The following is a 22,311-nucleotide window of genomic DNA, read 5'->3' as shown; positions in this document are numbered from 1 at the left end:
GCCTACATTTCATAACAAACATAAAATAAAAGTGAGATGAACATGAAAACCAGTTCGGTACAGGTCGCGATACCGGCGGCCGTCAGTCACGCTGACAGCGTGCGCCCGACCGCGGTGCGTTGGCGGATATTCCTTATCCTGCTTCTGCTTTCGGCCATCAATTACATCGACCGCGCTTCGCTCTCCGTGGCACTACCGTTGATTTCGACGGAATTTGAGATGACGCCAGCACTCGAGGGATTGATGCTGAGCGCCTTCTTTTGGTCATACGCCTTGATGCAAATACCGGCTGGCATGCTGTTGGACCGCTTTCAGGTGCGCAATATTATCGGAGTCGCAACCGTTGGCTGGGGCTTTTTCCAGGCGATCGCGGGCGGAGCGCATAACTGGACGATGTTGCTCGCTACGCGAATCGGGCTAGGCGTGGCTGAGTCGCCAATCATGCCGGCCGGCGCGAAGCTCAATGGTGCCTGGTTGACCCCCAATGAGCGGGGCCGCGGCGCGACCCTGGTCGATGGCGGGGCACCGCTGGGAACAGCGTTCGGTGCAATTATCATTGCCGGTCTGATCACTTGGTTTGATTCCTGGCGCATTGCGTTTTTCATTGCTGGCGTCGGCACAATGGTCGTGGGTATCTGGGCGTGGTGGTACATCCGCAACCATCCGTCCGAGCATCCCAAGGTGAACGCAGCCGAACTGGCTTACATCACCAACGCCAATGACGCGGCCACCAAGGCCAATGGCGGTCGCAAGGCTGTGCTCAAGGAACTGCTCAAGAGCCGGTCGGTACTGGCGATGTTCGCCGGTTACGCCTGCTACAACAGCGTCTTTTATGGCCTGCTGACCTGGATGCCTAGCTATCTGCATAAAGCCCACAACCTCGATATCAAGGCCATGGGCGGCGCTACCTTTCTTATTTTCATGTGCGGCTTCGTCGGGGAAATATTTGGCGGATGGCTGGCCGATAAATGGAAAGCCGCTGGCGGTACGCCCAATAAGGTGATGCGCACCATGTTTGGTGGCTCTGCAGCTATTGCTGCGTTGTGCATCCTGGTCGTGGCTTACACGCCGGACGCAGTCGCGGTAATTTCACTCTTGTGTGTGGCGCTATTCTTCATCCGCTGGTGTGGCATGTACTGGTGCTTGCCAGCCATTTTGGGCGGCAAGTCTAAAGCGGGCGTGCTCGGTGGCAGCATGAACTTCTGCGGCAACATGGTAGGCGTGATCGTCCCGATTTTGATCGGCCTGATTGTGCAATACACCGGCTCGTATTTCTTAGCCTTGATTTTCTTCGTGGTCATGGCATTCGGCTTGATGCTGTTTTCCTCCCTGATTGATTATCGCGAACGTGGTCTGGCTTGAGCCTGCGCTCCAAAGAGGTAACCCCTATGCAAATCATCACTACCACAGGCAACCAAAGCGCTGCCAACGCCGTGATTCGCCTCAACCCGCTTGACGATGTATTGGTTGCCCGGCAGCCCCTACCCGTTGGCCTTAAGCTGGGCGTTGAAAACCTCGTTGTGCTTGAGGCGGTGCCCTCAGGCCACAAAATCGCCGCCCGTGCCATCGAGCAAGGCCAGCCAGTACGCCGTTATGGTCAAATCATCGGCTTCGCCAGCAAAGCGATAACAGCGGGACAGCACGTACATGTGCACAATCTGGCCATGGGCGATTTCACGCGCGACTACGCCTTCGGTATAGACGTGCGCGGTAAGCCTGCGCCGACCGACGAGACGTTCATGGGTATCGTGCGGCCCGACGGACGAGTGGCGACCCGTAACTATGTGGGGATCCTGACCTCGGTCAACTGTTCGGCCACTGTGGCCAAGGCCATCGCCGACCATTTTCGCCGTGACATCAATCCTCAGGCACTGGCGGATTTTCCAAACGTCGATGGGGTTGTCGCACTCACCCACAGCTTCGGCTGCGCAGTCGATCCAAACGGTGAAGCACTGGCAATGTTGCAGCGTACGCTGGGCGGCTACGCTATCCATCCTAACTTCGCCTCGGTGTTGATGATCGGGCTAGGCTGCGAAACGAATCAAATATCAGACCTGTTTGCCGCACAAGGCCTCGAAAAGAGTGACTTGCTGCGCGCATTCACCATCCAGGGCACGGGCGGCACCTCCAAAACCATCGCCAGCGGGATTGACCAGGTGAACACGCTGTTGTTCGAGGCCAATAAAGTGGAACGTGAAAGGGTCAGTGCCAGGCACCTGATCATCGGACTACAGTGCGGCGGCTCCGACGGTTATTCGGGCATTACCGCCAACCCTGCGCTGGGCAATGCCGTAGACCGCGTCGTGGCTGCTGGGGGGACCGCTATCCTTTCGGAAACCCCGGAAATTTACGGCGCGGAGCACCTGTTGACCCGTCGTGCGGTGAGCCGCGAGGTGGGTGAAAAACTTATCGAGCGCATTCGCTGGTGGGAAGCCTACTGCGCCCGCATGAACGCGGAGCTGAATAACAATCCATCAGCGGGCAACAAGGCCGGCGGCCTGACCACGATCCTGGAAAAATCCTTGGGTGCGGTGGCCAAGGCAGGCTCCAGTGACTTGGTAGACGTCTACGAATACGCCGAGATTGTCCGCGCCCATGGGTTGGTGTTCATGGACACGCCGGGTTATGACCCGATCTCCGCGACTGGGCAGGTAGCCGGCGGCGCCAACTTGATCGCCTTTACCACGGGCCGTGGTTCGGCGTATGGCTGCGCACCGTCGCCTTCCATAAAGCTCGCCACCAATAACCGGCTCTGGGAAACCCAGGAAGAGGACATGGACGTCAATTGCGGTGGTATCGCCGACGGTAGCATGACCATCGAAGAGCGCGGCGAGTACATCTTTCGCATGATGCTCAGGATCGCTTCGGGCGAGCGCAGCAAAAGCGAACAGCACGGCTACGGGCAGAACGAATTCGTGCCTTGGCAAATAGGGGCTATCACCTAACGCGTGACCTAATGCTTCATGGGCCTGGATCGATGCATTGATCACAGCCCCTGCTTTTCCAACCCTTTTCAGGTGCCGAACATGACACGTATTCTTGGTCACAACTTTATTGGCGGACAGCGCAGCGCCGCCGGAGCTGTCACCTTGCACAGCCTGGACGCGACCACGGGCGAGGCATTGCCCTATCGATTTACACAGGCTACCGACGCCGAAGTGGATGCTGCCGCGCAAGCGGCGGCCAAGGCCTATCCCCAATTTCGTAGCCTTGCTGCTGCCCGGCGTGCCGAGTTCCTGGATGCAATCGCTGATGAAATCGACTCGTTGGATGACGAGTTCGTGGCCATCGCCTGTCGTGAAACGGCCCTGCCAAACGGGCGCATTCAAGGCGAGCGCGGCCGCACCAGCGGCCAGATGCGCTTGTTCGCCAATGCCTTGCGGCAGGGATCTTTTTACGCCGCGCGAATTGATGTGGCACTTCCTGACCGTAAGCCGCTGCCGCGTCCTGACCTGCGTCAATACCGTCTTGGGATCGGTTCGGTCGCTGTGTTCGGGGCCAGCAACTTCCCACTGGCATTTTCGACCGCCGGAGGCGACACCGCTTCGGCACTGGCGGCCGGGTGTCCGGTGGTTTTCAAAGCCCACAGCGGTCACATGGCGACCGCTGACCTGATGGCCCAGGCCATCTTGCGCGCAGCAGAGCGCACCGGCATGCCTGCCGGGGTGTTCAACATGATCATTGGCAACGGCGTTGGCGCCGCGCTGGTCAAACATCCGGCCATCCAGGCCGTCGGGTTCACCGGCTCGCTGTCCGGCGGACGCGCACTTTGCGACATGGCCGCCGCGCGCCCGCAACCCATCCCGGTATTTGCCGAGATGTCGAGCATCAATCCCATGCTGTTGTTGCCTGAAGCGCTGCGGGTTCGCGGTGACCAAATTGCAACGGAGTTAGGCAGCTCGGTGATGTTGGGCGCGGGGCAGTTTTGTACCAGCCCAGGCCTGGTGCTGGGTATCCGCTCAGCGGAATTTTCCGCGTTTGTCGAGAAGCTGGGGCAGTTTTTCAGTGCTCAAACTGCGCAAACCCTGCTCAACGCCGGAGGGTTGACCAGCTATGCCAATGGTTTGAAACGCCTGATTGGTGTGGCCGGCATCGCCCACTTGGCGGGCTTGCCACAAGAGGGCAATCGGGCCGCCCCGCAACTGTTTCAAGCCGACGTGAGTCTGCTGCTAAAGGGGAATGAGGTCCTTCAGGAAGAAATCTTCGGCCCTACCACGATCGTGGTTGAAGTCGCTGACAAGGCACAGCTCCATGAGGCGTTATCCAGCCTGCACGGCCAGTTGACCGCCACTTTGATTGCCGAGCCAGGCGACCTGCAAGACTTTGCCGACCTTGTGCCGGTGTTGGAACAAAAGGCCGGGCGACTGCTGCTCAACGGCTACCCGACCGGTGTCGAGGTGTGCGATGCCTTGATCCACGGCGGCCCGTACCCGGCGACTTCCGACGCTCGGGGCACTTCGGTGGGTAGCCTGGCGATTGACCGCTTCCTGCGCCCGGTCTGCTATCAAAACTACCCGGACAGCTTGCTTCCCGATGCGTTGAAAAATACCAATCCCCTAGGCATCCAGCGTCTGGTCAATGGCCAGCCGACGCGCGATTCCATAGCGTCTTGATAAAAGTCGTTTTTGGGCCGTCCGGATTCACTGGGCGGCTCTTTTTTTAGGCGAACAACAATGAGAAGACTCCACCCCGGTCGCGATTATCGAAAAGCTCAGAACATCGAAGAGTTACGAGCCATAGCACAAAGGCGACTGCCCAATTTTTCGTTTGAATATATCGAGGGCGGATCGGAAGATGAAACGACTCTGCAACGCAATCGCAGCGTTTTCAAAGACATCGCGTTGTGCCCCCATACGCTTCGCGACGTAGGTCAGCGCGACCTGCAGACCCAATGGTTTGGAGCCCGTTCGGCACTACCGTTCATGATCGGCCCGACGGGCTTCAATGGCCTGATTACCGACCAGGGGGATTTGCATTTGGCCCGCGCCGCCGCTCAGGCCGGCATTCCCTTCGTTTTGAGCAACGCATCGACCACGGCGATTGAAGATATATCCCAGGTCGAAGGCCTGCGTGTCTGGATGCAAATTTACCTCTACCGAACCCGTGACCATGTGGCCAAACTGATCGACCGTTTAAAAGCCCTTGAGCTTGAAGCTATCGTGGTCACCACCGACAGCGCGATTTTTGGCAATCGAGAGTGGGACCGCCGTAATTACGCCAAGCCGATGAAGCTCGATTGGCGTAATCAAATTGATGTAATGCGCCATCCGCGCTGGATCTGGGATGTGCTGATACCCAACGGCGTACCCCGCTTCAAAAATCTGGGCGACCTGTTGCCGCCCGGCCGTGACTCGGTCAAGGGTGCCGCGAGCGCCTTGGCTAGCGAGCTGGACCCTACTCTAAGCTGGAAAGATATTGCCTGGATTCGAGACCTGTGGCCTGGCAAGTTGATCGTCAAAGGAATAACCCAACCAGAAGACGTGGCCATGGCCCTGCAATACGGCGTTGACGCCATCGTGCTATCCAACCACGGCGGGAGGCAACTTGACAGTTCGATATCCGCTGTAGAAGCACTTCCTGCTGCGGCGGCCTTGGCGAAGGGCAAAATGGGTCTATTCGTCGACGGCGGCTTCCGCCGCGGCTCTGACATTATCAAGGCACTGCTGCTGGGCGCTGACGGCGTCCTGCTGGGAAGGGCGTGCTTGTACGGACTGGCTGCCGGTGGAAAGCAGGGAGCGCAACATGCCATCGACATCTTGCGAACGGAGACTGACCGCACGCTTGGCTTGCTAGGTTGCCGCAGCCTCGCCGACCTGCATCCAGGGCTGATTCATGAATCGACCTGGCGGTTTATTCATAAGCCAAGTTGAGGTTCTAATGCTGCCCCAGCTCATCTGCAATTGAGGCGAGATCGCCTGAATGCTGGCCTCCGGGATTCAGTTGATTACCCATGCATCAAACAGCAAGGTGAAACCTGAACCCGTGTCTGCCCACGGGACTTCGTCGGTGACCACGGCATGTTCTCGGTCAAGGTTGACTGCAACCACACCCCAATAATCCATGACACATTTGCGCGCGGCGTCGAACACCGCATAATCCACTCGGCTCATGTTTAATCCAACGAGATATACCCTAAGGTAGCCGCTCCGATGCAAAGCAATGGCGAAAAGGATTGTGCAGAATTCATCCACCGCTACTGGTCCGACGACGACAGCCAACCCAAGTATGAGAGGCTGCGGCGCGCCCTCACCATCGCGATAACTGAAGGTTACTGGCCTCATGGCGCACGGCTGCCGAATGAGTCGGAATGGGTTGCCGCTACGCCTTGCGGGCTGGCGACGATTCAGCGCACATTGCGGGCGTTGGTGGCGGATGGGTTGATTCAGCGGCGCAGGGGCATCGGCACCACGGTGGTGAATCGTGATCGGCCTCTCGCTGAACCTTGGCATATGCGCTTTCTGCGCCATGACGGAGATACCGAGTACCTGTCCATCAGCACTCGGGTGCTCAGCCGGCGCGTGATCAAGAACTCTGGCCCCTGGTCCGAAATACTGGGACAGGATAGCCATCCGGTGGTGAAGATCACTCGGATCATGCACATCGCTAATGAGTTCGTGGTCTACAACCTGTTCTATGCCCGCGCCGACCTGTTTCCTGAATTGGTCAGCAAGCCGCTGCAGTCACTCAACGGCACCAACATCAAACGGTTCATCGCCCAGCGCTATAAAATTTCTATCCACCATGTACGCCATCGGATGCGCTTCGAACCCACGCCCAAGTGGGTCAGCGAACATTCCAACCAGACCATGGGACCTTCGTCGGTCGTCATTAACGCCGTCGCGCAAGTGCCAGACGGCGACAGCATCTATTACCAGGACTTCTATCTGCCACCCAACGGGCTGGTGCTGGAGCTTGGAACACAATGGATGTAGTTGCCGAAGCCGACTGGGACTTCACACCTTGTGCCTGCTGAAAAATGCCCTGTCCCGCCGGTCAAGGACGCATAAACAACGCAACAATGCCAAACAGGCTCAATGCGGTCACGCAGATGCTTAACCCCAAAGTGGCCCCTACGCCCGCGCAAACTTTTTCATTGCCGATCCCGATCACGCTAAGCCGATATCGTCGCCGCAAACCTGGGCGGATGACTGCCGTGGCGGCTAACGCCAGACCCGACGGGACGATGGCTAACCACTGATGCGTCGGTGCCCAGCGCAGAAACAGACAGCTGCACACAACCATCGCCAGCAGCGTGCGGTTCCATGCCAGGAGCGTCCGCTCAGGTTGAAGGCCGCTGTCGCCCTGACCAAGACAGGTTCGCTGGCTCATGGTCTTTGGCTAGCTCTTTGCGTAAAAGAAAACGAAAAATACGAAGCAAGCGATGACGACCGTAACGCCCAAAGACAATATCGGAGTCAGTACCGAAAAGGGTAACGCGCGCCTGTGGCGCATGGCTCGTTCCACGGCTAACCATCGATAAAACGCCGGCGCACTGAGCAACAGGGCAAGTGACATCAGCAGCAAGGCCAGAAGGCGTCTGATGTCATAAATAAAAATATCAGCGGTAAAGGTTTCGACCGCTATACCACCGGCCAATAGCGCCAATGAAGTACGCATCCAGGCAAGGAAAGTACGTTCGTTTGCCAGCGTGAAACGGGGGTCTGGTTCCGTACCGCCAGGAAGCAGGTAATCGGCAAGCTTGCTTCGTCGGTCATCACTATCAAGGGGGGATTTCATGGCGATATATATCCAGCGCGGCGCGGCGCAGTACCGTCTCGTGTAGTTTGATAAGTCAATTTCCAACGGGAAAGGCGGCAACCCCGCCCGTTGAATGCCCTGCCATCATCCTCTCGAGAGAATGATGACCTCGCCGCGCTCGGGATCAACGATCAGCTCATCACCGGTCTGGATCAGAGCGGTCACGTCGCCCTCGAAACGGTCACACATGGTCATGTCGGCCAAGGCCGCGCCTTGTACCAGGATGGTATTGGCACGATTGAACAGAATGGCCTTGGGCACGATGCCCCGTGCTTTCATTTCGTGGAGCATCCAGGCTGAGGCGACACCGCCCTTGGCAGTGTTCAACACCAATATCTTGTCTTGGTAGGACTCACCCGCCAGCTTGTGCGCCGGTCTCGAAAAAACGCCCTTGAGCCGATCAAGGTCGTAGCGGGCGGAGAAGTTGTCGTTCGCTACCAGCGCCTCGCCCTGCACCTTATTGCCGATGCCTTTATGGCACTTGAGTTTGATGCTCATACGATCACCCCTTTGATAGCAGACTCGACGCACTCTTCCATGCTTCTGAGGGAAGGCTGGTAGCCGTATCCGGCAATGATGTTGACGATTTTCGCCGAGTTGCTGAGTAAACTTTTCCAGCCGTTCGCTTCACTCAGTTCCCGTGCGTACTGCTGATAGAAACACGTGCCTCGCAGTACTTTGGCACCGGAGGCTTCGATACGCCCGGTAAGGCCCATGCGATCACAATCGGTTGCCACGCCGGGGGAGGTGCAGACAATAAGCGCCGTGTCTTTGTGGATGCGCTGTCCCTCCAGCAAGCTGGCGACCTGATTCATCTCTACCAGCGATAACTGCGGTGCAGCGAATACCACCACATCGACCTTGTCGCCACGGTGGCCGAAATCATTGCGCAGCCCATCCAGATCGGCCCGCGTGATTTCCTGAACCGGCAGCTTGTTGTCACAGACGCTCGCCAGGTTAGGCGCTTCTGGGGTAATACCCACCAGATGGAACAACGGTGTTGAGCCAAAACTCGCCATGGCGGCGCCGAAATGCTTCAACTGATCAGAGGTGGGAATCATCTCCAGGCCCTCCACCACTGGCACCTCCCAATAAGAACCGGACATCCGTCCGATGAACCCGCCCAGCACCCCCCAGTCAGTGAGACCGATCGGCTGCTCACGAACCATGAAACGCTTGGTCCCTTGGCGTTTTTCTTCGAGGTGCAGACCGTAGCGCGGGGTTCGTCCGGTAAGCCCGGCAGCCAAGGCAGAAGGCCCGCCTTCGAAGTTGGAATAAGCGCCCAGCACGCTGTTGGTGTAGATCACCACGCCGGTATCGCCGAACGCCACATGGTCGCCGCGCACCGGACACATGATGGTCTGATAGTTGATACAGGTGTCAGTCATCAGAATGCCCATCCGCTCGCAAGCGGCAATGGTGCGCCGCTCCAGATCGGCCATGCTTTCGGTCTGCCCGAGTTCGCGGTAGTAGCTGAGATCGACGCCACGGGGGTCGGTAATCATGGAAATGCTTACGCGGCTCTGTTCATCAGGGCATCCAGCCAGCCGCTCCAGGAACTCCACACCAGCGACCCCGAGCGATTCAGGGTCGGCCATCATGTGCGCCTGTGACACCGGCACCAAGTCCAGTGCATCGAACATCTCGCCAACGCGCTGCATGTGCTCAATGGCCCAGCGCTTTGCCTCGCCCATCTCTCCAGAGAGCATCGCCTGCTCTTCATCGGACAATTTCATTCGCCATCTCCTCTTATTGTTGGAATCGCCTGGACGAGCTGGCCGGTCTCGCCATAGCGCGATCAATACTACGTAGTAATATAAATCACACAGGCTGTCTGACCGTCAAGTCGGAATACCGATCGGCTAGCCACCGCCTCTTCAAAAAACAGTGAAGCGCCGCTCTATTCCGGCCAATACGGCATGTTTCAGGGGGAACCCGTACAAAAAGGAGGGAACAGCCAGGTCTTGCCACAGGATTGTTAGCGCTTGACGAAGGCGAATAGGTAGCGTCTATTTACTACGTAGTTATTGAAAACTGCGGTGCGGTTCAGGGTATTGAATACTGCCACCTGTCTTGATGAGAACAACAAAAATGACACTCGACATGCTTTCCCTCACCCTACCTGCTCCGCCCGGATATACCTGGGACAGCGCCTGATCGATTGCCGATGAACCGAAAGAAGTCATCCACAATAACAAGATCGTCAGCAGCGTTTGCTGCATGAGGAGAAAGCATGACCTCGATTCAGGTCTTTTCCATCGTCTGGCTCGCAGTGGTATTCACGGTATGCATTTGGCGCCACATCAATCTTGGACTAGCAATGCTGCCGGCGGCATTCGTGCTAGCGGAAATCGCTGGCATTACTCCCAAGCAGCTTTATCAAGGCTTCCCAACCTCCCTGGTTATCTTGATTCTCGGCGTCATGTTCCTCTGGAACCACGCCCGTAACAGTGGCCTGGCGGATTTGATCGTGCACCGCACGGTAGAACTGGCACGCGGCCGAGTCTGGCTGCTGCCATGGGTGACCTGCGCGCTGTCGGCCGCGATCTGCGCTATCGGTGCGTTGCCGGCGGCCGCGCTGGTGATCACCCTCCCGGTAGCGATCCGTATGGCGGAACAGGAAAACATTCGACCTGCGTTGATGGGTATTGTGACCATCCAGGGCGCGTGCATAGGTGGATTTTCGCCGATCAGCCCGTGGGGCAGCTTAGTTTCGGCACAGGCCACACATGCCGGCCTGCCGTTTCTATCGGGTCATTTCATGCTCGCGCAGATCGCGCTGAACCTGATCGTCGCTTGTATCGCCTTTTTCGCTTTCGGCGGTGCTGAACTCATCCGCCGCGAAGCAGTTGCCAGCGTGCCGAAGTCACCGATGGCGTCAGGAGCGGGGTGGCATCTGACTGTCTATCAATGGTCCTCGCTAGTGGCGGTATGCGTATTTGTCGCCATGGTTCTGATGAAATTCGATGTCGGCCTGTCAGCATTCGCCATCGGTATCGTGCTGCATATTGCCTTTCGGGGTGAATGCCAGAAGGCGATTGCTGCGCTGCCTTGGGGAATCATCATTATGATTGCCGGCCTGATCATCTACGTGTCGCTGCTTGAGCAGCTTGGCGTTCTGCATGTGCTCGGCGATAAACTGACCAGCGTCGACAATCCGTCGCTGGTATTGATGGCAGTCACCTACCTCGGCACCTTGGTGGCCAATTTCGAATCCTCGTCAGTCGCAGTGCTGGGACTGGTCATTCCCGTGGCGGTTAAATCGTTGGCGAACAGCCCATCGGAGGTCATTAACAGCCTGTCCCTGGCAATGGTCGCCGGCAGCGTCACGGTTATCGCCTCCAGCCCGTTCCATCTTTGCGGCGGGATAGTTCTGGCGGAAACCCGCGGCGATAACCGTACCTTCAAAGATCTGCTGATCTGGACCGCCGCCACCTCGGCGCTGCTACCGCTGTGCGGATTGTTCATTTGAGAACCGTGCGTGAGAGGTTTCGGTCCCCCCTCACCCAGCCTGCACAACACCTGAGCCAATTCGGTCAGAGCCGCCGCCATAGAGGGCTGCTTTGGCTGCTAGAACGATAAAGGAGAGGAGTGCGAAAACCAGGCCGCACCAGATAGTGCCCGGCAAGCCATAGGCGGTGATAAACAACCCGCCCACCCATGATCCGATAGCGATGCCGCCATTTGCTGCCGAAACATACAAACTTGTGGCAAACGAATGCGCTTCAGGTGCCGCTGTGGTCAGCCACATTTGGGTGATAACCATGCCGCTGGTATGAATGGCTCCCCATACGAACACGATCACAATCATCGAGCTGACCGATGCGCTGCCAAACGCATACAGAATCAGGTAGGCAAAACTTAACAAGATCGGGAATAGCAACGCGGTTTTGACGAGATTATTGGCGAGCATTCGACCCGCAAACAAATTACCCAATACACCGCCAACGCCAAATAAAACCAGCATGATGCTGATGGTTTGGTTATCCATGCCGGTCTGACTTTTAAGGTACTCGGCGGCATAGCTGTACACCGAGAATTTGGTCATGAAGACCAGGACGGTCGCCACGATTGCGAGCCAAACGGCCGGTTTTCGCAGAATGGACAACTGGCTGCCAAAGGTTTCTGGCGAGGTGTGCTGGCGTGGAAGCCTGAACAGCAACCCCAGGCCTGCCAGCAATGTGGCCACGGCGCAGAACAGGATAGACACTTCATACGAGAAGCGACCTGCGAGCCATGCGGTAAGGGGCACTCCAAATACCAGACCAAGCGTAGTGCCAATAAATGCTACGGTTGTTGCATGTGTTGCCCGCTCTTTGGGGTAGAGCGAAATGGCCGCCGCGAAGGCTGCCGAAAAGAATACCGGGTGCAACAAGGCGGGCAGTACGCGCAGGGCCATCAATGTCCCATAGTTCGGCGCGTAAGCAGAAAAAACACTGCAAACGGAGAAACATAAGAGCGCACCGATTAGAACCTTTTTCCGATCGTAACGCGAAAAAACAAGCACCAGAAAAGGGCCAAAAATCGCTACGATGATCGCAAACAAACTCATCAGCAGGCCCGCTTGAGCAACCGTCACGTGAAAACGCTCTACGATCAGCGGAAGAATACCGACAACGCCAAGTTCCAGCGTATACAGGCCGAACAACCCCAGAATGATAAACGGCATCACGCTCATGGGTTTAATTGAATGAATCATTTTGATTCCATCACCTTGAGGAAATAATAGGCGTGACGAACTCACCGGCGAAAGTTGTCCGTGTGTGCTCACACCTCTACGGGCAAGGCTCATAGGGGCTCTTGCCGGTGAGGCGACTTATCAAGCGGTGTTAAGCCTTATCGAAATCAATAACGACCTTACCGAATGCACCGCGGTAAACGTGGGCGAATGCCTCAGGCAATTGCGCGAAGGAGTACGTCGCATCAATAACTGGCTTGATTGCGTGGTGTTCAATCATTCGCACCATGTCTTCCAATGCACGACGTGGCCCTACCGCAACAGCCACGATGGAAGCGCGGCTGCCCAGCAGGGGCATGATTGGCGTACGTAGCTCATCGGATTCCAGCAGGCCAATAATCGAAACGCGACCACCTGGGACTACGGCTTGCAGTGAGCGACGCAAATTGTCGCCACCGGCCATTTCCAGGATATGGTCAGCACCGCGACCATCAGTCAATTCAAGCACTGCTGTCTGCCACTCAGGCGTGGTGGTGCGGTTGATTCCATGGGTGGCCCCTAGCTTGATGGCATGGGCGATTTTTTCGTCGCTGCTGCTGGTAACGATGACTTTCGCACCGCTGGCGGCCGCCAACTGAACAGCAAATAACGAAACACCGCCAGTGCCTTGAACAACCACAGTCTGGCCGGCGTGCAGATGACCGAGTTCGATCAATGCCATCCAGGCGGTCAATGCAGCAATGGGAAGCGTACTGGCCTCAATAGGTGAAAGGTTTTTCGGTGCTCGTACACACCACTCCGCTGGAGTGGCCACGTAGTGAGCGAGCATGCCTTGGATCGGGCCACCTTGCGTCGGCATTTCTGCCCACGTCTTGGGATTGCCATCGATCCAGTTGGTAATGTAAGTGGAGATCACACGCTCTCCGATGGCGAAACGAGTCACTCCTTCCCCCACGGCGACCACTGTTCCGGCCATGTCTGAGGCGGGCGTGAAAGGGAATGCCAGCGTGGCTGTCATGCCGTTTTCCACAACCTGAGTGTCCCGATAGTTCAGGGATACCGCTTCGATTTTTACCAGTATTTCCCCTGCCTTCGGCTGTGGGCGCGACACCGTGGCCAGGCTTAATTTGTCGAGGCCAAACGAAGAAATTTCCCAGCGATTCATTGTTTCGGACATGATGGCTATCTCGGTCAAGTTTCAATGACACCTATGATATGAGTCGCCATCGCGCAGATTAAGTGGGTGAGAGGTCCGCTATATGCGGAGGTTCTGCTCCGCAATCCGTCCTCGCTGGAGTACGATTGGCACTGCAAATGGCGCCATGAGCGAACTTCAGCTCTTTTATCCGCAACCACCTATACCCGTTATCGAGAGTAAAAATGGATAGCCTGAACACATTGAATGTGTTTGTTTCAGTGGCTGAAACACGCAGTTTTGTAGCAACTGCCCGCGTACTGGGTGTTTCTGCGTCAGCCGTTGGCAAGAGCATCGTGCGCCTGGAGGAGCGCTTCGGTGTGCGACTCTTCAACCGCAGCACTCGAAGCGTGACATTGACCGAGGACGGCGTGCGTTTCCTGGAGCGCAGCCTGCGGATACTGGCGGAAATCGAAGCGGCCGAAGCCGAATTTTCACAAACCAGCTCCGCGCCGCAAGGGCGCTTGAAGATAAGCTTGCCCTTTGTCAGCGATCCGTTTTTACCTGCGCTGGCCCGATTCAAGAAGGCCTATCCGGCCATCGACCTTGACCTCACCTTCGACGACCGTCGGGTCGACGTCATTGAGGAAGGCTACGATGCCGTACTGCGAAGCGGGGAAGTGCCTGACTCCAGCTTGACGTCTCGACATCTGGGCGGCTACCAGATGATTCTCGTTGGCTCGCCCGCTTACTTTCAAGAGCACGGTGTGCCCGAGCATCCCAGAGACCTGTTACAGCACACGTGCATTCAGTTTCGCTTCCCCAACACCGGCAAGCTACAGGTCTGGCCGCTGCGCAGCGACGATATGGAGATTGACTTGCAGCTGCCAACGTCAGTGGTTTGCAACAATCTTGAGGCCAGAGTTTGCTTCGCAACCGAAGGTATAGGCATCGCCTACTTACCCGATTTCTCCATCCGTGAGTGGCTCGACTGTGGGAAGCTGGTGAGCATTCTTAAGGATTGTTCCGAGTCGGGTACTTTCAGAATCATGTGGCCCTCAGGCAAACACCCCTCACTGAAGTTGCGTGTGTTCATCGACTTTTTGAAAGAGCACCTCTTCCCGGAATCGGCGCCTGTCAACACGCTCACGGGCTCCAATCTGCTCTAACGCTTCATCAACACTGGTTCCACAATTCCATCAACGTCCCGGCAGATCCGTGGACTGGATCAGCCTCTGGACAAGCCACCTGCGCAATCCGCCGCACCGACGGATCATGATTAGCTGGCTCAGCGCGCTGAATGTCGTAATCCTCCTGCCCTCGGGGATAAGCCCCAACCACCAGGAAGTCTGCGCTCTGCTGCAGGCTGCAATGTCCGGTCCCGGCTGGCAGCACCACAACGTCGCCAGCATTGACGTCGATTTCCTGGCCCGACGGACCACCCAGCATCAACCGCGCCTGACCGTTGGCGATACCCATTACCTCATGGGCGTTAGAGTGGTAATGGTGATAGTCGAACACTTGGGCCTGCCACTGCGCTGGCCAGGCATGGCTGCTGAACAACGATTCGAACGCCGCCGCCCTGTCCGCTTGAGCTGGGAGAACAGCCCGGTATAGCAGCACCGGGAACCGGCTGTTAGGGATCACGCCATCGTCGCTAAACCGAAGCTGCTGAGGGATGGTGCTCATGACGAATGTCCTCAAATTTGGCTAAGCGACCAAGGCTGGCGCTCGGCGTTATTGTTTTGAGGTGGATCAACGGTGGAGGTTCTATTGAGTTAATAAAGAACCTTGCCTGCGTCACGCATGAAAATCTCTACGGTCTTGGGCCCTACGCCCTCGAACTCCGCCAACCGTTTTTCAAACTCCGCGCGGTCCTCACTGGCGCGCCTGATATTCCCGATCTTGCCGGAATACTCATCGTTGAGTTTCTTGCAGAGCGCACTTAGTCGATCCGCCGTCGTCTCGTCGTAACGCACGTAATGCGCTTCGCCCAACATGGCTACCAGCTCTCGATGGCTGCAGTGACTCAACTTGAGCGGCGTGTCACATTCGTGCTGCTCGATGATTACGCGGTAGGCTTGGGCAGCAATGTCTGCCTGGATGCGTTTTCCCATTAAGAAACTGGCGACGAACCACTTGAACAGCGCCCGTTCTTCGCCGTCTTTGAGAACGATGTTCAGGTCGCTGGCGCTAATGGTTTTATTCATTTGGTCCTCTGACTTAGCTGCTCAGATGCAAGCTAACCCGGATGATAGCCGCACGGGTGTGTGGTATCGAAGTCGCCCAACGACATTGCCTAACGCCTTCTAGGCGCCAATAACTCAGACCTACCTATCTGCTCTCTCGCCTTCTCCGGCGCCCTGACTCCGGAGAACCCCGCCTCCGCAATGGCCGCATCCAACCCTCTAGAATGGGCAGCGCCCTTCTGATTGCGTAGCGATTCCATGCCGTCGCGCCATGCATGCACCATGTGTTTGGCCACTTCGCGCCAGGCGGGTTCGTTCTTCGCGGCTTCAATGATTTCATTTCCCACAGCCACAGCGGACTCACATAACTGCTCTACCATCGCCTCATACTGGCGGGGCGGAATATTGAGGCGAGCGTTGAAGAATGTCTCAAGCGTCCGGCCCGGCGTCCAGGTTTGCCTTCCGCCAATGGATGAACATCCAGAATCATCGATCAAAGCCCTCACTGCGCTGCTCAGCAAGAATATCCTCGACCGTGCGTTGATGGCCGGCCTTGACCATTTTCAAGTCATATCCTGCTGCCTCAAGCAAACGGACCAATGCAGAGACGCTCATGTCGCCTTTAGCCAATGTCTCCATTCGCGCCACGGTTGAACGGGCAACGCCAGCACGGGTGGCTATAACCTCTTGGGACAGCTTGGCTTCGCGCCTCGCGTCCTTGAGCATTTCAGCGACGTCAAATAACGTACTCACTTGTAGCCCTCGAGCGTCAAAATATTACCTACAGGTAATTAAGGTAGCCCAAGAGGCACAAGCCCACCCATAAAAAAGGCGCCGCAGCTCAAAGCCGTCAGCGCCCTCCTTCATCCATCTACCCATTAAGCCCGCAACGCTTTCTCCCCAAACCGATACGTAGCCAGACAACACACCAGCAATCCGCTCACCGCGATCAACCCGCCTACCAGCCCAATGTTGGCGATTCCTAATTGGCTAATCACCATGCTGCCCAGCAGTGCGCCGCCGCCGATGCCGATGTTGTAGATGGCGGAGTGCAGGGACATGGCCACGTCAGTGGCGTCCGGTGCGAGGGCGAGGACTTTGGCTTGCATGACGAGGCCGAAGCACATGATGGCCATGCCCCAGATGACGCTCATGGTCGCGAGCCACGAGGCTTTGCCGGACAGCGGCAACATCAGCATCAGGCACAGGGCCAAGGCGCCGATGGCGGCGATCAACATGCCTCTTGGAAAACGGTTGTTGTAACGGCTGAAAACGACTGAGCCGAGGATACCAGCGCCACCGAATAGTAATAACAGGACGGTGGTCATCTCGCCGCTCATGTGCGCAACGATGGCGGTGAACGGTTCGATGTAGCTGTAGGCGGTGAACTGGGCGGTGATGACCAGCGCCGTCAGGACGTACAGCGATACCAGCGCCGGGCGTTTGAACAGGATCGGCAGGCTTCGCAGCGAACCGGAATTCTGGCTCGGCAGCAGCGGCAGTGATTTGATCAGGAACAACACCGTTACACCCGCAGCGATGGCGATCGCCAGGAAGGTGGTGCGCCAACCCAGCGCCTCGCCCAGCACGCGGCCCAACGGAATGCCAAGCACCATCGCCAGGGCCGTGCCGGTTGCCAACAGGCCCAGTGCCTGCACTTGTTTGCCCGCTGGCGCTACACGCACAGCCAATGAAGCCGTGATCGACCAGAACACCGCGTGGGCAAAGGCGATGCCGATGCGAGTTATCAGCAGCATGCTGAAGCTGGTCGCCATGCTTGAGAAAATGTGGCTGGCGATGAATAGGACGAACACAAACATCAGCAACTTGCGCCGCTCGATGTTACGGGTGAGCAGCATCATCGGCAGCGACGTCAGGGAAACTACCCACGCATAGACCGTCAGCATCAGGCCGACCTGGGCCGTGGTCATATCAAAGCTGTGACCGATGGAACTCAACAACCCGACCGGAACGAATTCTGTCGTGTTGAAAATAAAAGCCGCGAGGGCCAGCGCGATCACGCTTAGCCAACTGCCAGTGCGAGCATCCAGAGTGGTGTTCATTGAAAGAAGTGCAAACCTCAAATTGATAAATAGACTGAAGCGGCAACCCTTCAACCCTCAAAAGACTTGCGCACAAAAAGGCCGCCCAAGGCTGGTTGCCGGGGCAGTGCTTAGATGAGCAAAATATTATGAGTATTAGAGGTGTTGCGGGGATGACGCGGATAATACGCGGCTGCAAACGTTGACACAACACGACACACAAGGCCACGCAGAAAGGGTGACGAGCGGTACGTTCCACAGAAAAACGTGCAGCGAGCCCGATCAGCCGGACCCGCTTTGTCGAAACCGCGACAGAGCTTAGAACACGTTGATGGGGTAGTCGACGATCACGCGGTATTCATCGATGTTGTGATCGACGGTTTGGTAACCATCACCTCCACGGTCCGTGGCCCAGCGCAGGCGAACGCCGAGGTTCTTGGCTTTGCCGCTTTGCACGACGTATTTCAAATCCACGTCGCGCTCCCAATGCTTGGCGTCGCTGCCGTCGGCATTATAGTAACTGCTGTAGCCAGAGTCGGAAGCGGTGGTGGCCTTTGTCAGGTCCATGGTGCCGCGCGTGTAGGAAACGGCGGATGTCAGGCCCGGAGCACCCCAACCGACGAAGTCATAGCCGTACTGTAGTTTCCAGGATTTTTCCCCCGGTGCGTTGAAGTCTGAATACTGCTGAGAGTTGTCGAGGAAAATGCTGTCGCCGTCCTGGATATAGTCAAACGGCGTATTGCCGTTAACTTTCTGCATCGAGGTGGTCAGCGTTTGATTACCGACGGTTACCCCCAAGTGCAGGCTGTAAGTGTTGTTATCGATGTTGCCGAGCAACGCCTGGCCGCTGTCTTGGGTGTGGTAGTAGTGGAAACCGGGGTTGATGCTGACCAGGCTGTTCAGAACCCATGTGTAATCCAGGTCGTAATAAGCCTGATTCCAGATGTCCTTGAGCTGCGAGGCATAAAGGCTGGAAGTCAGCCCGGGAATTGCGGTGTAAGTGGCGCCGGCCCAGTCCATGTGTTTGCTTTGGCGGTTGTCTGGCAGCGTGCCGTAATAGGTGCCGATGCGCCCGTCGCCGCTCTGGTTGAACAACTTGTCGAAACTCACCTGGCCCGCGTCCAGTTTCAGGTGATCAACGCTGGTATTGGTCAGGCTGAAACCACGAAAGGTCATGGGCAGCAATCGCGTAGCGCCTCCTGCGATGACCGGGTTATTCAAGAACAGGTCACCCACTTTTAGTACGGTATCGAACGCCCGCATCTTCAAGGCGCCGCCGGCCGAGGAGAATGAATCAGGTGCATCGCCGTACAGGTTGTCCTTGTTCGGGTTCGGCGCCGTGGTTGGCAGAATACTTGTACCTCCGCTGCCGCCACCGCCGTCAAGTTTGAGACCGAGCATGGCGTTGGCGTCGATACCGAACCCCACGGGACCATGGGTAAAGCCGGACTCGAAGACGCCAATGAAGCCTTGGCCCCATTCTTTGCTGTCTTGCTTGCCGTCGTGGCGATCATGGTTGAAGTAATAATTTTTCAGGTCCAGATTAAAACCAGACCCCTCGACGAAACCGTCTTTGCTGGTGTCGGTGCTGTTGTTGTCTGCATACGCATTAGCGGACATCGCTGCCGTCAGCGCCATAGAAAGCGCCCCACATTTAAATGGAATCATCACGCTGATAAGAACCCCTTGGTTAAATCTATTTAGCAGGTGGCAGTTATTGTTTTCATGAAGTTACTGTTTTTATTAGCGCAACACTCGTCGACTTTCTATTATCGACAAAATCAAAAAAAAAGCCGCAGGGGAGCGGCTAAAAGTATCCAGCGCTGGGACAGAGCATTATCCAATCAGCGCTGAAGGGAGCTTCTTTACGATACGTTTTACGTGCGTTTAGCAGTCGCATCCGTTTGCTGAGAGGCTGACGCCTGTTGAGTCTTGAGGTTCTCTTTAGCCTGCGCGGCAAGTGCTTCCTGGTGTTCTACGAAAACCGTATGACGCGCCTCGTTCTGCGCGACAAACGACTGGGATTCTTCTGCCATGGCAAAGGGCGACAGCAATAACGAGGACACAATAATTGCGCCGGCGAGTGTGATTGACTTAGACATGCATATGACCTTCTTGCGTGAGCAAGTTCGCGTGGTGTGACGCCAAGGTATAAAACGCTCGGCGATGACTCAAGTGAAACCGATTAAAACTAATTATAAGAAGTTTAATATAGGTTTAAGAACGGGACTGGACGCGCAGCCAATCACAACAACGCCATCAAATCCTCATACAACGCCTGCGGGATCTGCACGCCGTTGTCCTTGCTCAAAACCCTCGCATCAAACCTGCGCTGGGACGGCAGTCTGGCCCCCTGCTCCACTATCCCGTCAAACAACGCTTCAGCCCGCAATAAATGCTCCTCAGCGCTGACGCCCAACAAACGTTGCGGGTCAATGGCGATGACCAACTCGCCGCCGTAGGGTGAGGATTTAGTGCCGGCGTCGAAGGCCTGGGATTCTTTGCTGGTCATGTCACCGATCAACGGCCCGGCGAGCAGTTCGACCATGGCGGCCAGAGCTGAGCCTTTGTGGCCGCCGAAAGTCAGCATGGCGCCATTGAGGGCTGCGGCGGCGTCGGTGGTGGGTTGTCCTTGAGCATCGAGGCCCCAGCCCAGCGGAATCGCTTTACCGGCCCGGCGGTGCAGTTCGATTTCACCGCGGGCGACGGCGCTGGTGGCGAAGTCGAACACAAATGGGTTTTGCCCTTCACGGGGCCAGCCGAAAGCGATGGGGTTGGTGCCAAAGATAGGTTTGTTGCCACCTGCCGGCGCGACCCAGGCATGGCTAGGAGTGAAGGCCAATGCCACAAGCCCTTGTGCCGTGAGCGGTTCGATTTCCGCCCATAGCGCCGAGAAATGCACGCAGTGATTGATCGCCAGAATCGCGATGCCCTGGCTGCGAGCCTTGCTGACCAGCAACGGCACGCCCGCTTCGAATGCCAGACCAGCGAAACCGCCATGACCATTGACCTTGACCACCGCCGCAGCCCAATCCAGCACTTCAGGCACCGCATCGGCGACCACTTTTCCGGCCTTTAATGAATGGATACAACCCAGCAAGCGCCACAGACCATGGGAGGCGCAGGCATCGCCTTCGGCCGTGACCACCGCATTGGCGACGGTGCGTACGTGGCCTTCGCTGAATCCGTGGGTACGCATGATGTTTTCAGCCAAGTCACGCGCCTGAGCCAGCGTCAGTGAGATCACGGCAAACCCTCTGGGTATCAAAAACCAACAGCGTGGCGGTTCTCGCGGGGGCTGGCTTGAGCGGTTTGCGCAGCCAAATCGAAGAATTCAGCACAGTCGAAAACATCCATCAGGATGCAAGCTGTGGACAGACGCGCGCCGGACTCGATAACTTGGCTATCCACCTTCTCACCTTCGCTGCGGGCTCACCCCATGCGCCTCGATCAATTGCCGTCATCGCCCGACCTCGCCAGCCTGACCGCCAGCTTGCAACAGATCGCCCCGCTGTTCGACGTGATGCCGGGCGTTGTGTTCTTTATCAAGGACGTTCAGGCGCGCTACGTGCTGGCGAATCAGACGTTGGTTCAACGCTGCGGCCTGAAGAACAAAAGCGAACTGCTAGGTCGAACCGCCGAAGAAGTGTTCCCTTCCAGCCTTGGGCCCTTTTATACCGAACAAGATGTGCAGGTCTTGAGCGACGGCGTGCCGTTGGATGATCAACTGGAGTTGCACCTGTACCCCGGACGCCATCCCGGCTGGTGCCTGACCTATAAGTTAGCGGTACGCGACACGCAGGGCGAAATCATTGGCATGGCCGGTATTTCCCATGACCTGCAAGCGGCGCAGTCGAGCCATCCGGCTTATGAAAAACTCGCCGCAGTGGACGCACATATTCGTGGGCATTACGACCGGCCCATCAGCCTTGCCGACCTGACGGCCATTGCCGAGATGTCGGTGGCGCAGCTGGAACGTCAATGCAAACGGGTGTTCCAGCTCACGCCACGGCAACTTATCCACAAGGCGCGCCTCGGTGCCGCGTCGCAATTGCTGACTGGTGAGTTGCCGATTACCGAAATTGCCTTGCGCTGTGGCTACACCGATCACAGCGCGTTCAGTCGCCAGTTCAAAGCGCTGACCGGGCTGTCACCGAGCCAATACCGCCAGGCCCGCGCGTGATTGGCGATAACCATAGAAATCGCTGTGCTGATTTCGTCATGCAGACCTGTGAAATCCTTCAAGCCGTTTGACTGCTGAAACGCCACTCTTGCAGTGACCATTCCTGTGCAGGCGTAGGCATCCATGAAACGTATCAGCGTCATTGACTCTCACACCGGCGGCGAACCGACCCGCTTGGTCATTGATGGCTTCCCCGAGCTGGGCAAAGGCAGCATGGCCGAGCGCCGGACGGTGTTGGCCGAGCAATTCGACGATTGGCGCGCCAGCACCATGCTTGAACCACGGGGCAACGACGTATTGGTCGGTGCGCTGCTGTGTTCTCCGGT

At 56.9% G+C, this 22,311-nt stretch carries 23 protein-coding genes; 9 read left to right on the top strand and 14 right to left on the bottom strand.

Features of this window, described 5'->3' with window-relative positions; genetic code table 11:
* The first annotated feature begins 36 nt into the window (after positions 1–36).
* The 4 genes from JWR17_RS22475 (at position 37) to JWR17_RS22460 (ending at position 5,870) form a co-directional block, all read left to right on the top strand.
* Positions 37–1,362 (top strand): MFS transporter, encoded by a 1,326-nt coding sequence (locus JWR17_RS22475; protein WP_299834950.1) that lies wholly within the window; start codon positions 37–39, stop codon positions 1,360–1,362.
* Between the two features lie 26 nt (positions 1,363–1,388).
* Positions 1,389–2,945: a UxaA family hydrolase gene (locus JWR17_RS22470; RefSeq protein WP_299834948.1), complete on the top strand. Its 1,557-nt coding sequence runs from the start codon at positions 1,389–1,391 to the stop codon at positions 2,943–2,945.
* An 81-nt stretch (positions 2,946–3,026) separates the two neighbouring features.
* Positions 3,027–4,613, top strand: a complete 1,587-nt coding sequence (locus tag JWR17_RS22465) for an aldehyde dehydrogenase (NADP(+)) (protein WP_299834946.1) — start codon at positions 3,027–3,029, stop codon at positions 4,611–4,613.
* A gap of 60 nt (positions 4,614–4,673) precedes the next feature.
* Positions 4,674–5,870, top strand: coding sequence for an alpha-hydroxy acid oxidase (locus JWR17_RS22460; RefSeq protein ID WP_299834944.1), 1,197 nt, complete (start codon positions 4,674–4,676; stop codon positions 5,868–5,870).
* Between the two features lie 66 nt (positions 5,871–5,936).
* On the opposite strand, the gene JWR17_RS22455 is transcribed toward JWR17_RS22460, so the two are convergent.
* A complete protein-coding gene (locus JWR17_RS22455) occupies positions 5,937–6,110 on the bottom strand; it encodes a hypothetical protein (protein ID WP_299834943.1) in 174 nt (57 codons plus the stop codon).
* Positions 6,111–6,149: 39 nt separating this feature from the next.
* Here JWR17_RS22455 and JWR17_RS22450 point away from each other — a divergent pair, with 39 nt between their 5' ends.
* The gene (locus JWR17_RS22450; protein ID WP_299834942.1) at positions 6,150–6,932 is read left to right on the top strand and encodes a GntR family transcriptional regulator; all 783 of its coding nucleotides are present in this window, start codon (positions 6,150–6,152) and stop codon (positions 6,930–6,932) included.
* Positions 6,933–6,993: 61 nt separating this feature from the next.
* Here the strand turns inward: JWR17_RS22450 and JWR17_RS22445 are convergent, their stop codons facing one another.
* From JWR17_RS22445 to JWR17_RS22430, 4 genes are all read right to left on the bottom strand, one after another.
* Positions 6,994–7,329, bottom strand: a complete 336-nt coding sequence (locus JWR17_RS22445) for a DUF202 domain-containing protein (protein ID WP_299834941.1) — start codon at positions 7,327–7,329, stop codon at positions 6,994–6,996.
* Between the two features lie 9 nt (positions 7,330–7,338).
* Positions 7,339–7,737, bottom strand: coding sequence for a DUF202 domain-containing protein (locus tag JWR17_RS22440; RefSeq protein ID WP_299834940.1), 399 nt, complete (start codon positions 7,735–7,737; stop codon positions 7,339–7,341).
* Positions 7,738–7,842: 105 nt separating this feature from the next.
* Positions 7,843–8,256 carry a DUF126 domain-containing protein gene (locus JWR17_RS22435; RefSeq protein ID WP_299834939.1) on the bottom strand — a complete coding sequence of 138 codons (414 nt, stop codon included), beginning with the start codon at positions 8,254–8,256 and terminating at the stop codon, positions 7,843–7,845.
* On the bottom strand, positions 8,253–9,494 hold the full coding sequence (locus tag JWR17_RS22430; protein ID WP_299834938.1) for an aconitase X catalytic domain-containing protein: 1,242 nt from the start codon (positions 9,492–9,494) through the stop codon (positions 8,253–8,255). Before JWR17_RS22430 ends, JWR17_RS22435 begins: the two co-directional genes overlap by 4 nt.
* Before the next feature lie 497 nt (positions 9,495–9,991).
* On the opposite strand from JWR17_RS22430, the gene JWR17_RS22425 reads away from it, so the two are divergent.
* On the top strand, positions 9,992–11,230 hold the full coding sequence (locus tag JWR17_RS22425; protein ID WP_299834937.1) for an SLC13 family permease: 1,239 nt from the start codon (positions 9,992–9,994) through the stop codon (positions 11,228–11,230).
* A gap of 30 nt (positions 11,231–11,260) precedes the next feature.
* On the opposite strand, the gene JWR17_RS22420 is transcribed toward JWR17_RS22425, so the two are convergent.
* Both JWR17_RS22420 and JWR17_RS22415 read right to left on the bottom strand, forming a co-directional pair.
* On the bottom strand, positions 11,261–12,550 hold the full coding sequence (locus tag JWR17_RS22420) for an MFS transporter (RefSeq protein WP_299834936.1): 1,290 nt from the start codon (positions 12,548–12,550) through the stop codon (positions 11,261–11,263).
* A gap of 37 nt (positions 12,551–12,587) precedes the next feature.
* A complete protein-coding gene (locus JWR17_RS22415) occupies positions 12,588–13,613 on the bottom strand; it encodes an NAD(P)-dependent alcohol dehydrogenase (RefSeq protein WP_299834935.1) in 1,026 nt (341 codons plus the stop codon).
* Between the two features lie 203 nt (positions 13,614–13,816).
* Between JWR17_RS22415 and JWR17_RS22410 the strand changes: the two genes are divergently transcribed.
* On the top strand, positions 13,817–14,740 hold the full coding sequence (locus tag JWR17_RS22410) for a LysR family transcriptional regulator (RefSeq protein WP_299834934.1): 924 nt from the start codon (positions 13,817–13,819) through the stop codon (positions 14,738–14,740).
* A gap of 7 nt (positions 14,741–14,747) precedes the next feature.
* Here the strand turns inward: JWR17_RS22410 and JWR17_RS22405 are convergent, their stop codons facing one another.
* The 7 genes from JWR17_RS22405 to JWR17_RS22375 all read right to left on the bottom strand — a co-directional run bounded on the left by JWR17_RS22405 (position 14,748) and on the right by JWR17_RS22375 (position 21,049).
* The gene (locus JWR17_RS22405; RefSeq protein ID WP_299834932.1) at positions 14,748–15,260 is read right to left on the bottom strand and encodes a cupin domain-containing protein; all 513 of its coding nucleotides are present in this window, start codon (positions 15,258–15,260) and stop codon (positions 14,748–14,750) included.
* Between the two features lie 89 nt (positions 15,261–15,349).
* Complete coding sequence (locus JWR17_RS22400; RefSeq protein WP_299834930.1) at positions 15,350–15,781, bottom strand: DNA methylase; 432 nt, start codon at positions 15,779–15,781, stop codon at positions 15,350–15,352.
* Positions 15,782–16,246: 465 nt separating this feature from the next.
* Positions 16,247–16,513 carry a helix-turn-helix transcriptional regulator gene (locus JWR17_RS22395; protein ID WP_299834929.1) on the bottom strand — a complete coding sequence of 89 codons (267 nt, stop codon included), beginning with the start codon at positions 16,511–16,513 and terminating at the stop codon, positions 16,247–16,249.
* 125 nt (positions 16,514–16,638) lie between these two features.
* Positions 16,639–17,823: a sugar transporter gene (locus tag JWR17_RS22390; RefSeq protein ID WP_299834927.1), complete on the bottom strand. Its 1,185-nt coding sequence runs from the start codon at positions 17,821–17,823 to the stop codon at positions 16,639–16,641.
* 297 nt (positions 17,824–18,120) lie between these two features.
* A complete protein-coding gene (locus JWR17_RS22385) occupies positions 18,121–19,470 on the bottom strand; it encodes an OprD family porin (RefSeq protein WP_299834962.1) in 1,350 nt (449 codons plus the stop codon).
* A 209-nt stretch (positions 19,471–19,679) separates the two neighbouring features.
* Positions 19,680–19,904, bottom strand: coding sequence for a hypothetical protein (locus JWR17_RS22380; protein WP_299834925.1), 225 nt, complete (start codon positions 19,902–19,904; stop codon positions 19,680–19,682).
* Positions 19,905–20,047: 143 nt separating this feature from the next.
* Positions 20,048–21,049 carry an Ldh family oxidoreductase gene (locus JWR17_RS22375; RefSeq protein ID WP_299834923.1) on the bottom strand — a complete coding sequence of 334 codons (1,002 nt, stop codon included), beginning with the start codon at positions 21,047–21,049 and terminating at the stop codon, positions 20,048–20,050.
* 192 nt (positions 21,050–21,241) lie between these two features.
* On the opposite strand from JWR17_RS22375, the gene JWR17_RS22370 reads away from it, so the two are divergent.
* Entirely contained in the window at positions 21,242–21,985 is a 744-nt protein-coding gene (locus tag JWR17_RS22370; protein WP_299834921.1) for an AraC family transcriptional regulator, read from the top strand.
* 123 nt (positions 21,986–22,108) lie between these two features.
* Positions 22,109–22,311: proline racemase family protein (locus JWR17_RS22365; RefSeq protein ID WP_299834919.1), on the top strand; the 203-nt coding region annotated here is incomplete at its 3' end.

The sequence above is a fragment of the Pseudomonas sp. genome, assembly GCF_028293835.1.
In the GTDB taxonomy this organism is placed as follows: domain Bacteria; phylum Pseudomonadota; class Gammaproteobacteria; order Pseudomonadales; family Pseudomonadaceae; genus Aquipseudomonas.
Note: the sequence above shows the minus strand (reverse complement) of the source record. Positions and strands in the feature narration are given on the sequence as shown.

Bases quoted from the DNA above. Each gene is read 5' to 3' on its own strand.
- JWR17_RS22390 (WP_299834927.1), bottom strand. From the start codon at position 17,823: ATGAACACCACTCTGGATGCTCGCACTGGCAGTTGGCTAAGCGTGATC.
- JWR17_RS22475 (WP_299834950.1), top strand. From the start codon at position 37: ATGAACATGAAAACCAGTTCGGTACAGGTCGCGATACCGGCGGCCGTC.
- JWR17_RS22405 (WP_299834932.1), bottom strand. From the start codon at position 15,260: ATGAGCACCATCCCTCAGCAGCTTCGGTTTAGCGACGATGGCGTGATC.
- JWR17_RS22460 (WP_299834944.1), top strand. From the start codon at position 4,674: ATGAGAAGACTCCACCCCGGTCGCGATTATCGAAAAGCTCAGAACATC.
- JWR17_RS22455 (WP_299834943.1), bottom strand. From the start codon at position 6,110: ATGAGCCGAGTGGATTATGCGGTGTTCGACGCCGCGCGCAAATGTGTC.
- JWR17_RS22400 (WP_299834930.1), bottom strand. From the start codon at position 15,781: ATGAATAAAACCATTAGCGCCAGCGACCTGAACATCGTTCTCAAAGAC.
- JWR17_RS22410 (WP_299834934.1), top strand. From the start codon at position 13,817: ATGGATAGCCTGAACACATTGAATGTGTTTGTTTCAGTGGCTGAAACA.
- JWR17_RS22470 (WP_299834948.1), top strand. From the start codon at position 1,389: ATGCAAATCATCACTACCACAGGCAACCAAAGCGCTGCCAACGCCGTG.
- JWR17_RS22415 (WP_299834935.1), bottom strand. From the start codon at position 13,613: ATGTCCGAAACAATGAATCGCTGGGAAATTTCTTCGTTTGGCCTCGAC.
- JWR17_RS22370 (WP_299834921.1), top strand. From the start codon at position 21,242: ATGCGCCTCGATCAATTGCCGTCATCGCCCGACCTCGCCAGCCTGACC.
- JWR17_RS22435 (WP_299834939.1), bottom strand. From the start codon at position 8,256: ATGAGCATCAAACTCAAGTGCCATAAAGGCATCGGCAATAAGGTGCAG.
- JWR17_RS22445 (WP_299834941.1), bottom strand. From the start codon at position 7,329: ATGAGCCAGCGAACCTGTCTTGGTCAGGGCGACAGCGGCCTTCAACCT.
- JWR17_RS22380 (WP_299834925.1), bottom strand. From the start codon at position 19,904: ATGTCTAAGTCAATCACACTCGCCGGCGCAATTATTGTGTCCTCGTTA.
- JWR17_RS22450 (WP_299834942.1), top strand. From the start codon at position 6,150: ATGCAAAGCAATGGCGAAAAGGATTGTGCAGAATTCATCCACCGCTAC.
- JWR17_RS22420 (WP_299834936.1), bottom strand. From the start codon at position 12,550: ATGAGCCTTGCCCGTAGAGGTGTGAGCACACACGGACAACTTTCGCCG.
- JWR17_RS22425 (WP_299834937.1), top strand. From the start codon at position 9,992: ATGACCTCGATTCAGGTCTTTTCCATCGTCTGGCTCGCAGTGGTATTC.
- JWR17_RS22385 (WP_299834962.1), bottom strand. From the start codon at position 19,470: ATGATTCCATTTAAATGTGGGGCGCTTTCTATGGCGCTGACGGCAGCG.
- JWR17_RS22465 (WP_299834946.1), top strand. From the start codon at position 3,027: ATGACACGTATTCTTGGTCACAACTTTATTGGCGGACAGCGCAGCGCC.
- JWR17_RS22440 (WP_299834940.1), bottom strand. From the start codon at position 7,737: ATGAAATCCCCCCTTGATAGTGATGACCGACGAAGCAAGCTTGCCGAT.
- JWR17_RS22430 (WP_299834938.1), bottom strand. From the start codon at position 9,494: ATGAAATTGTCCGATGAAGAGCAGGCGATGCTCTCTGGAGAGATGGGC.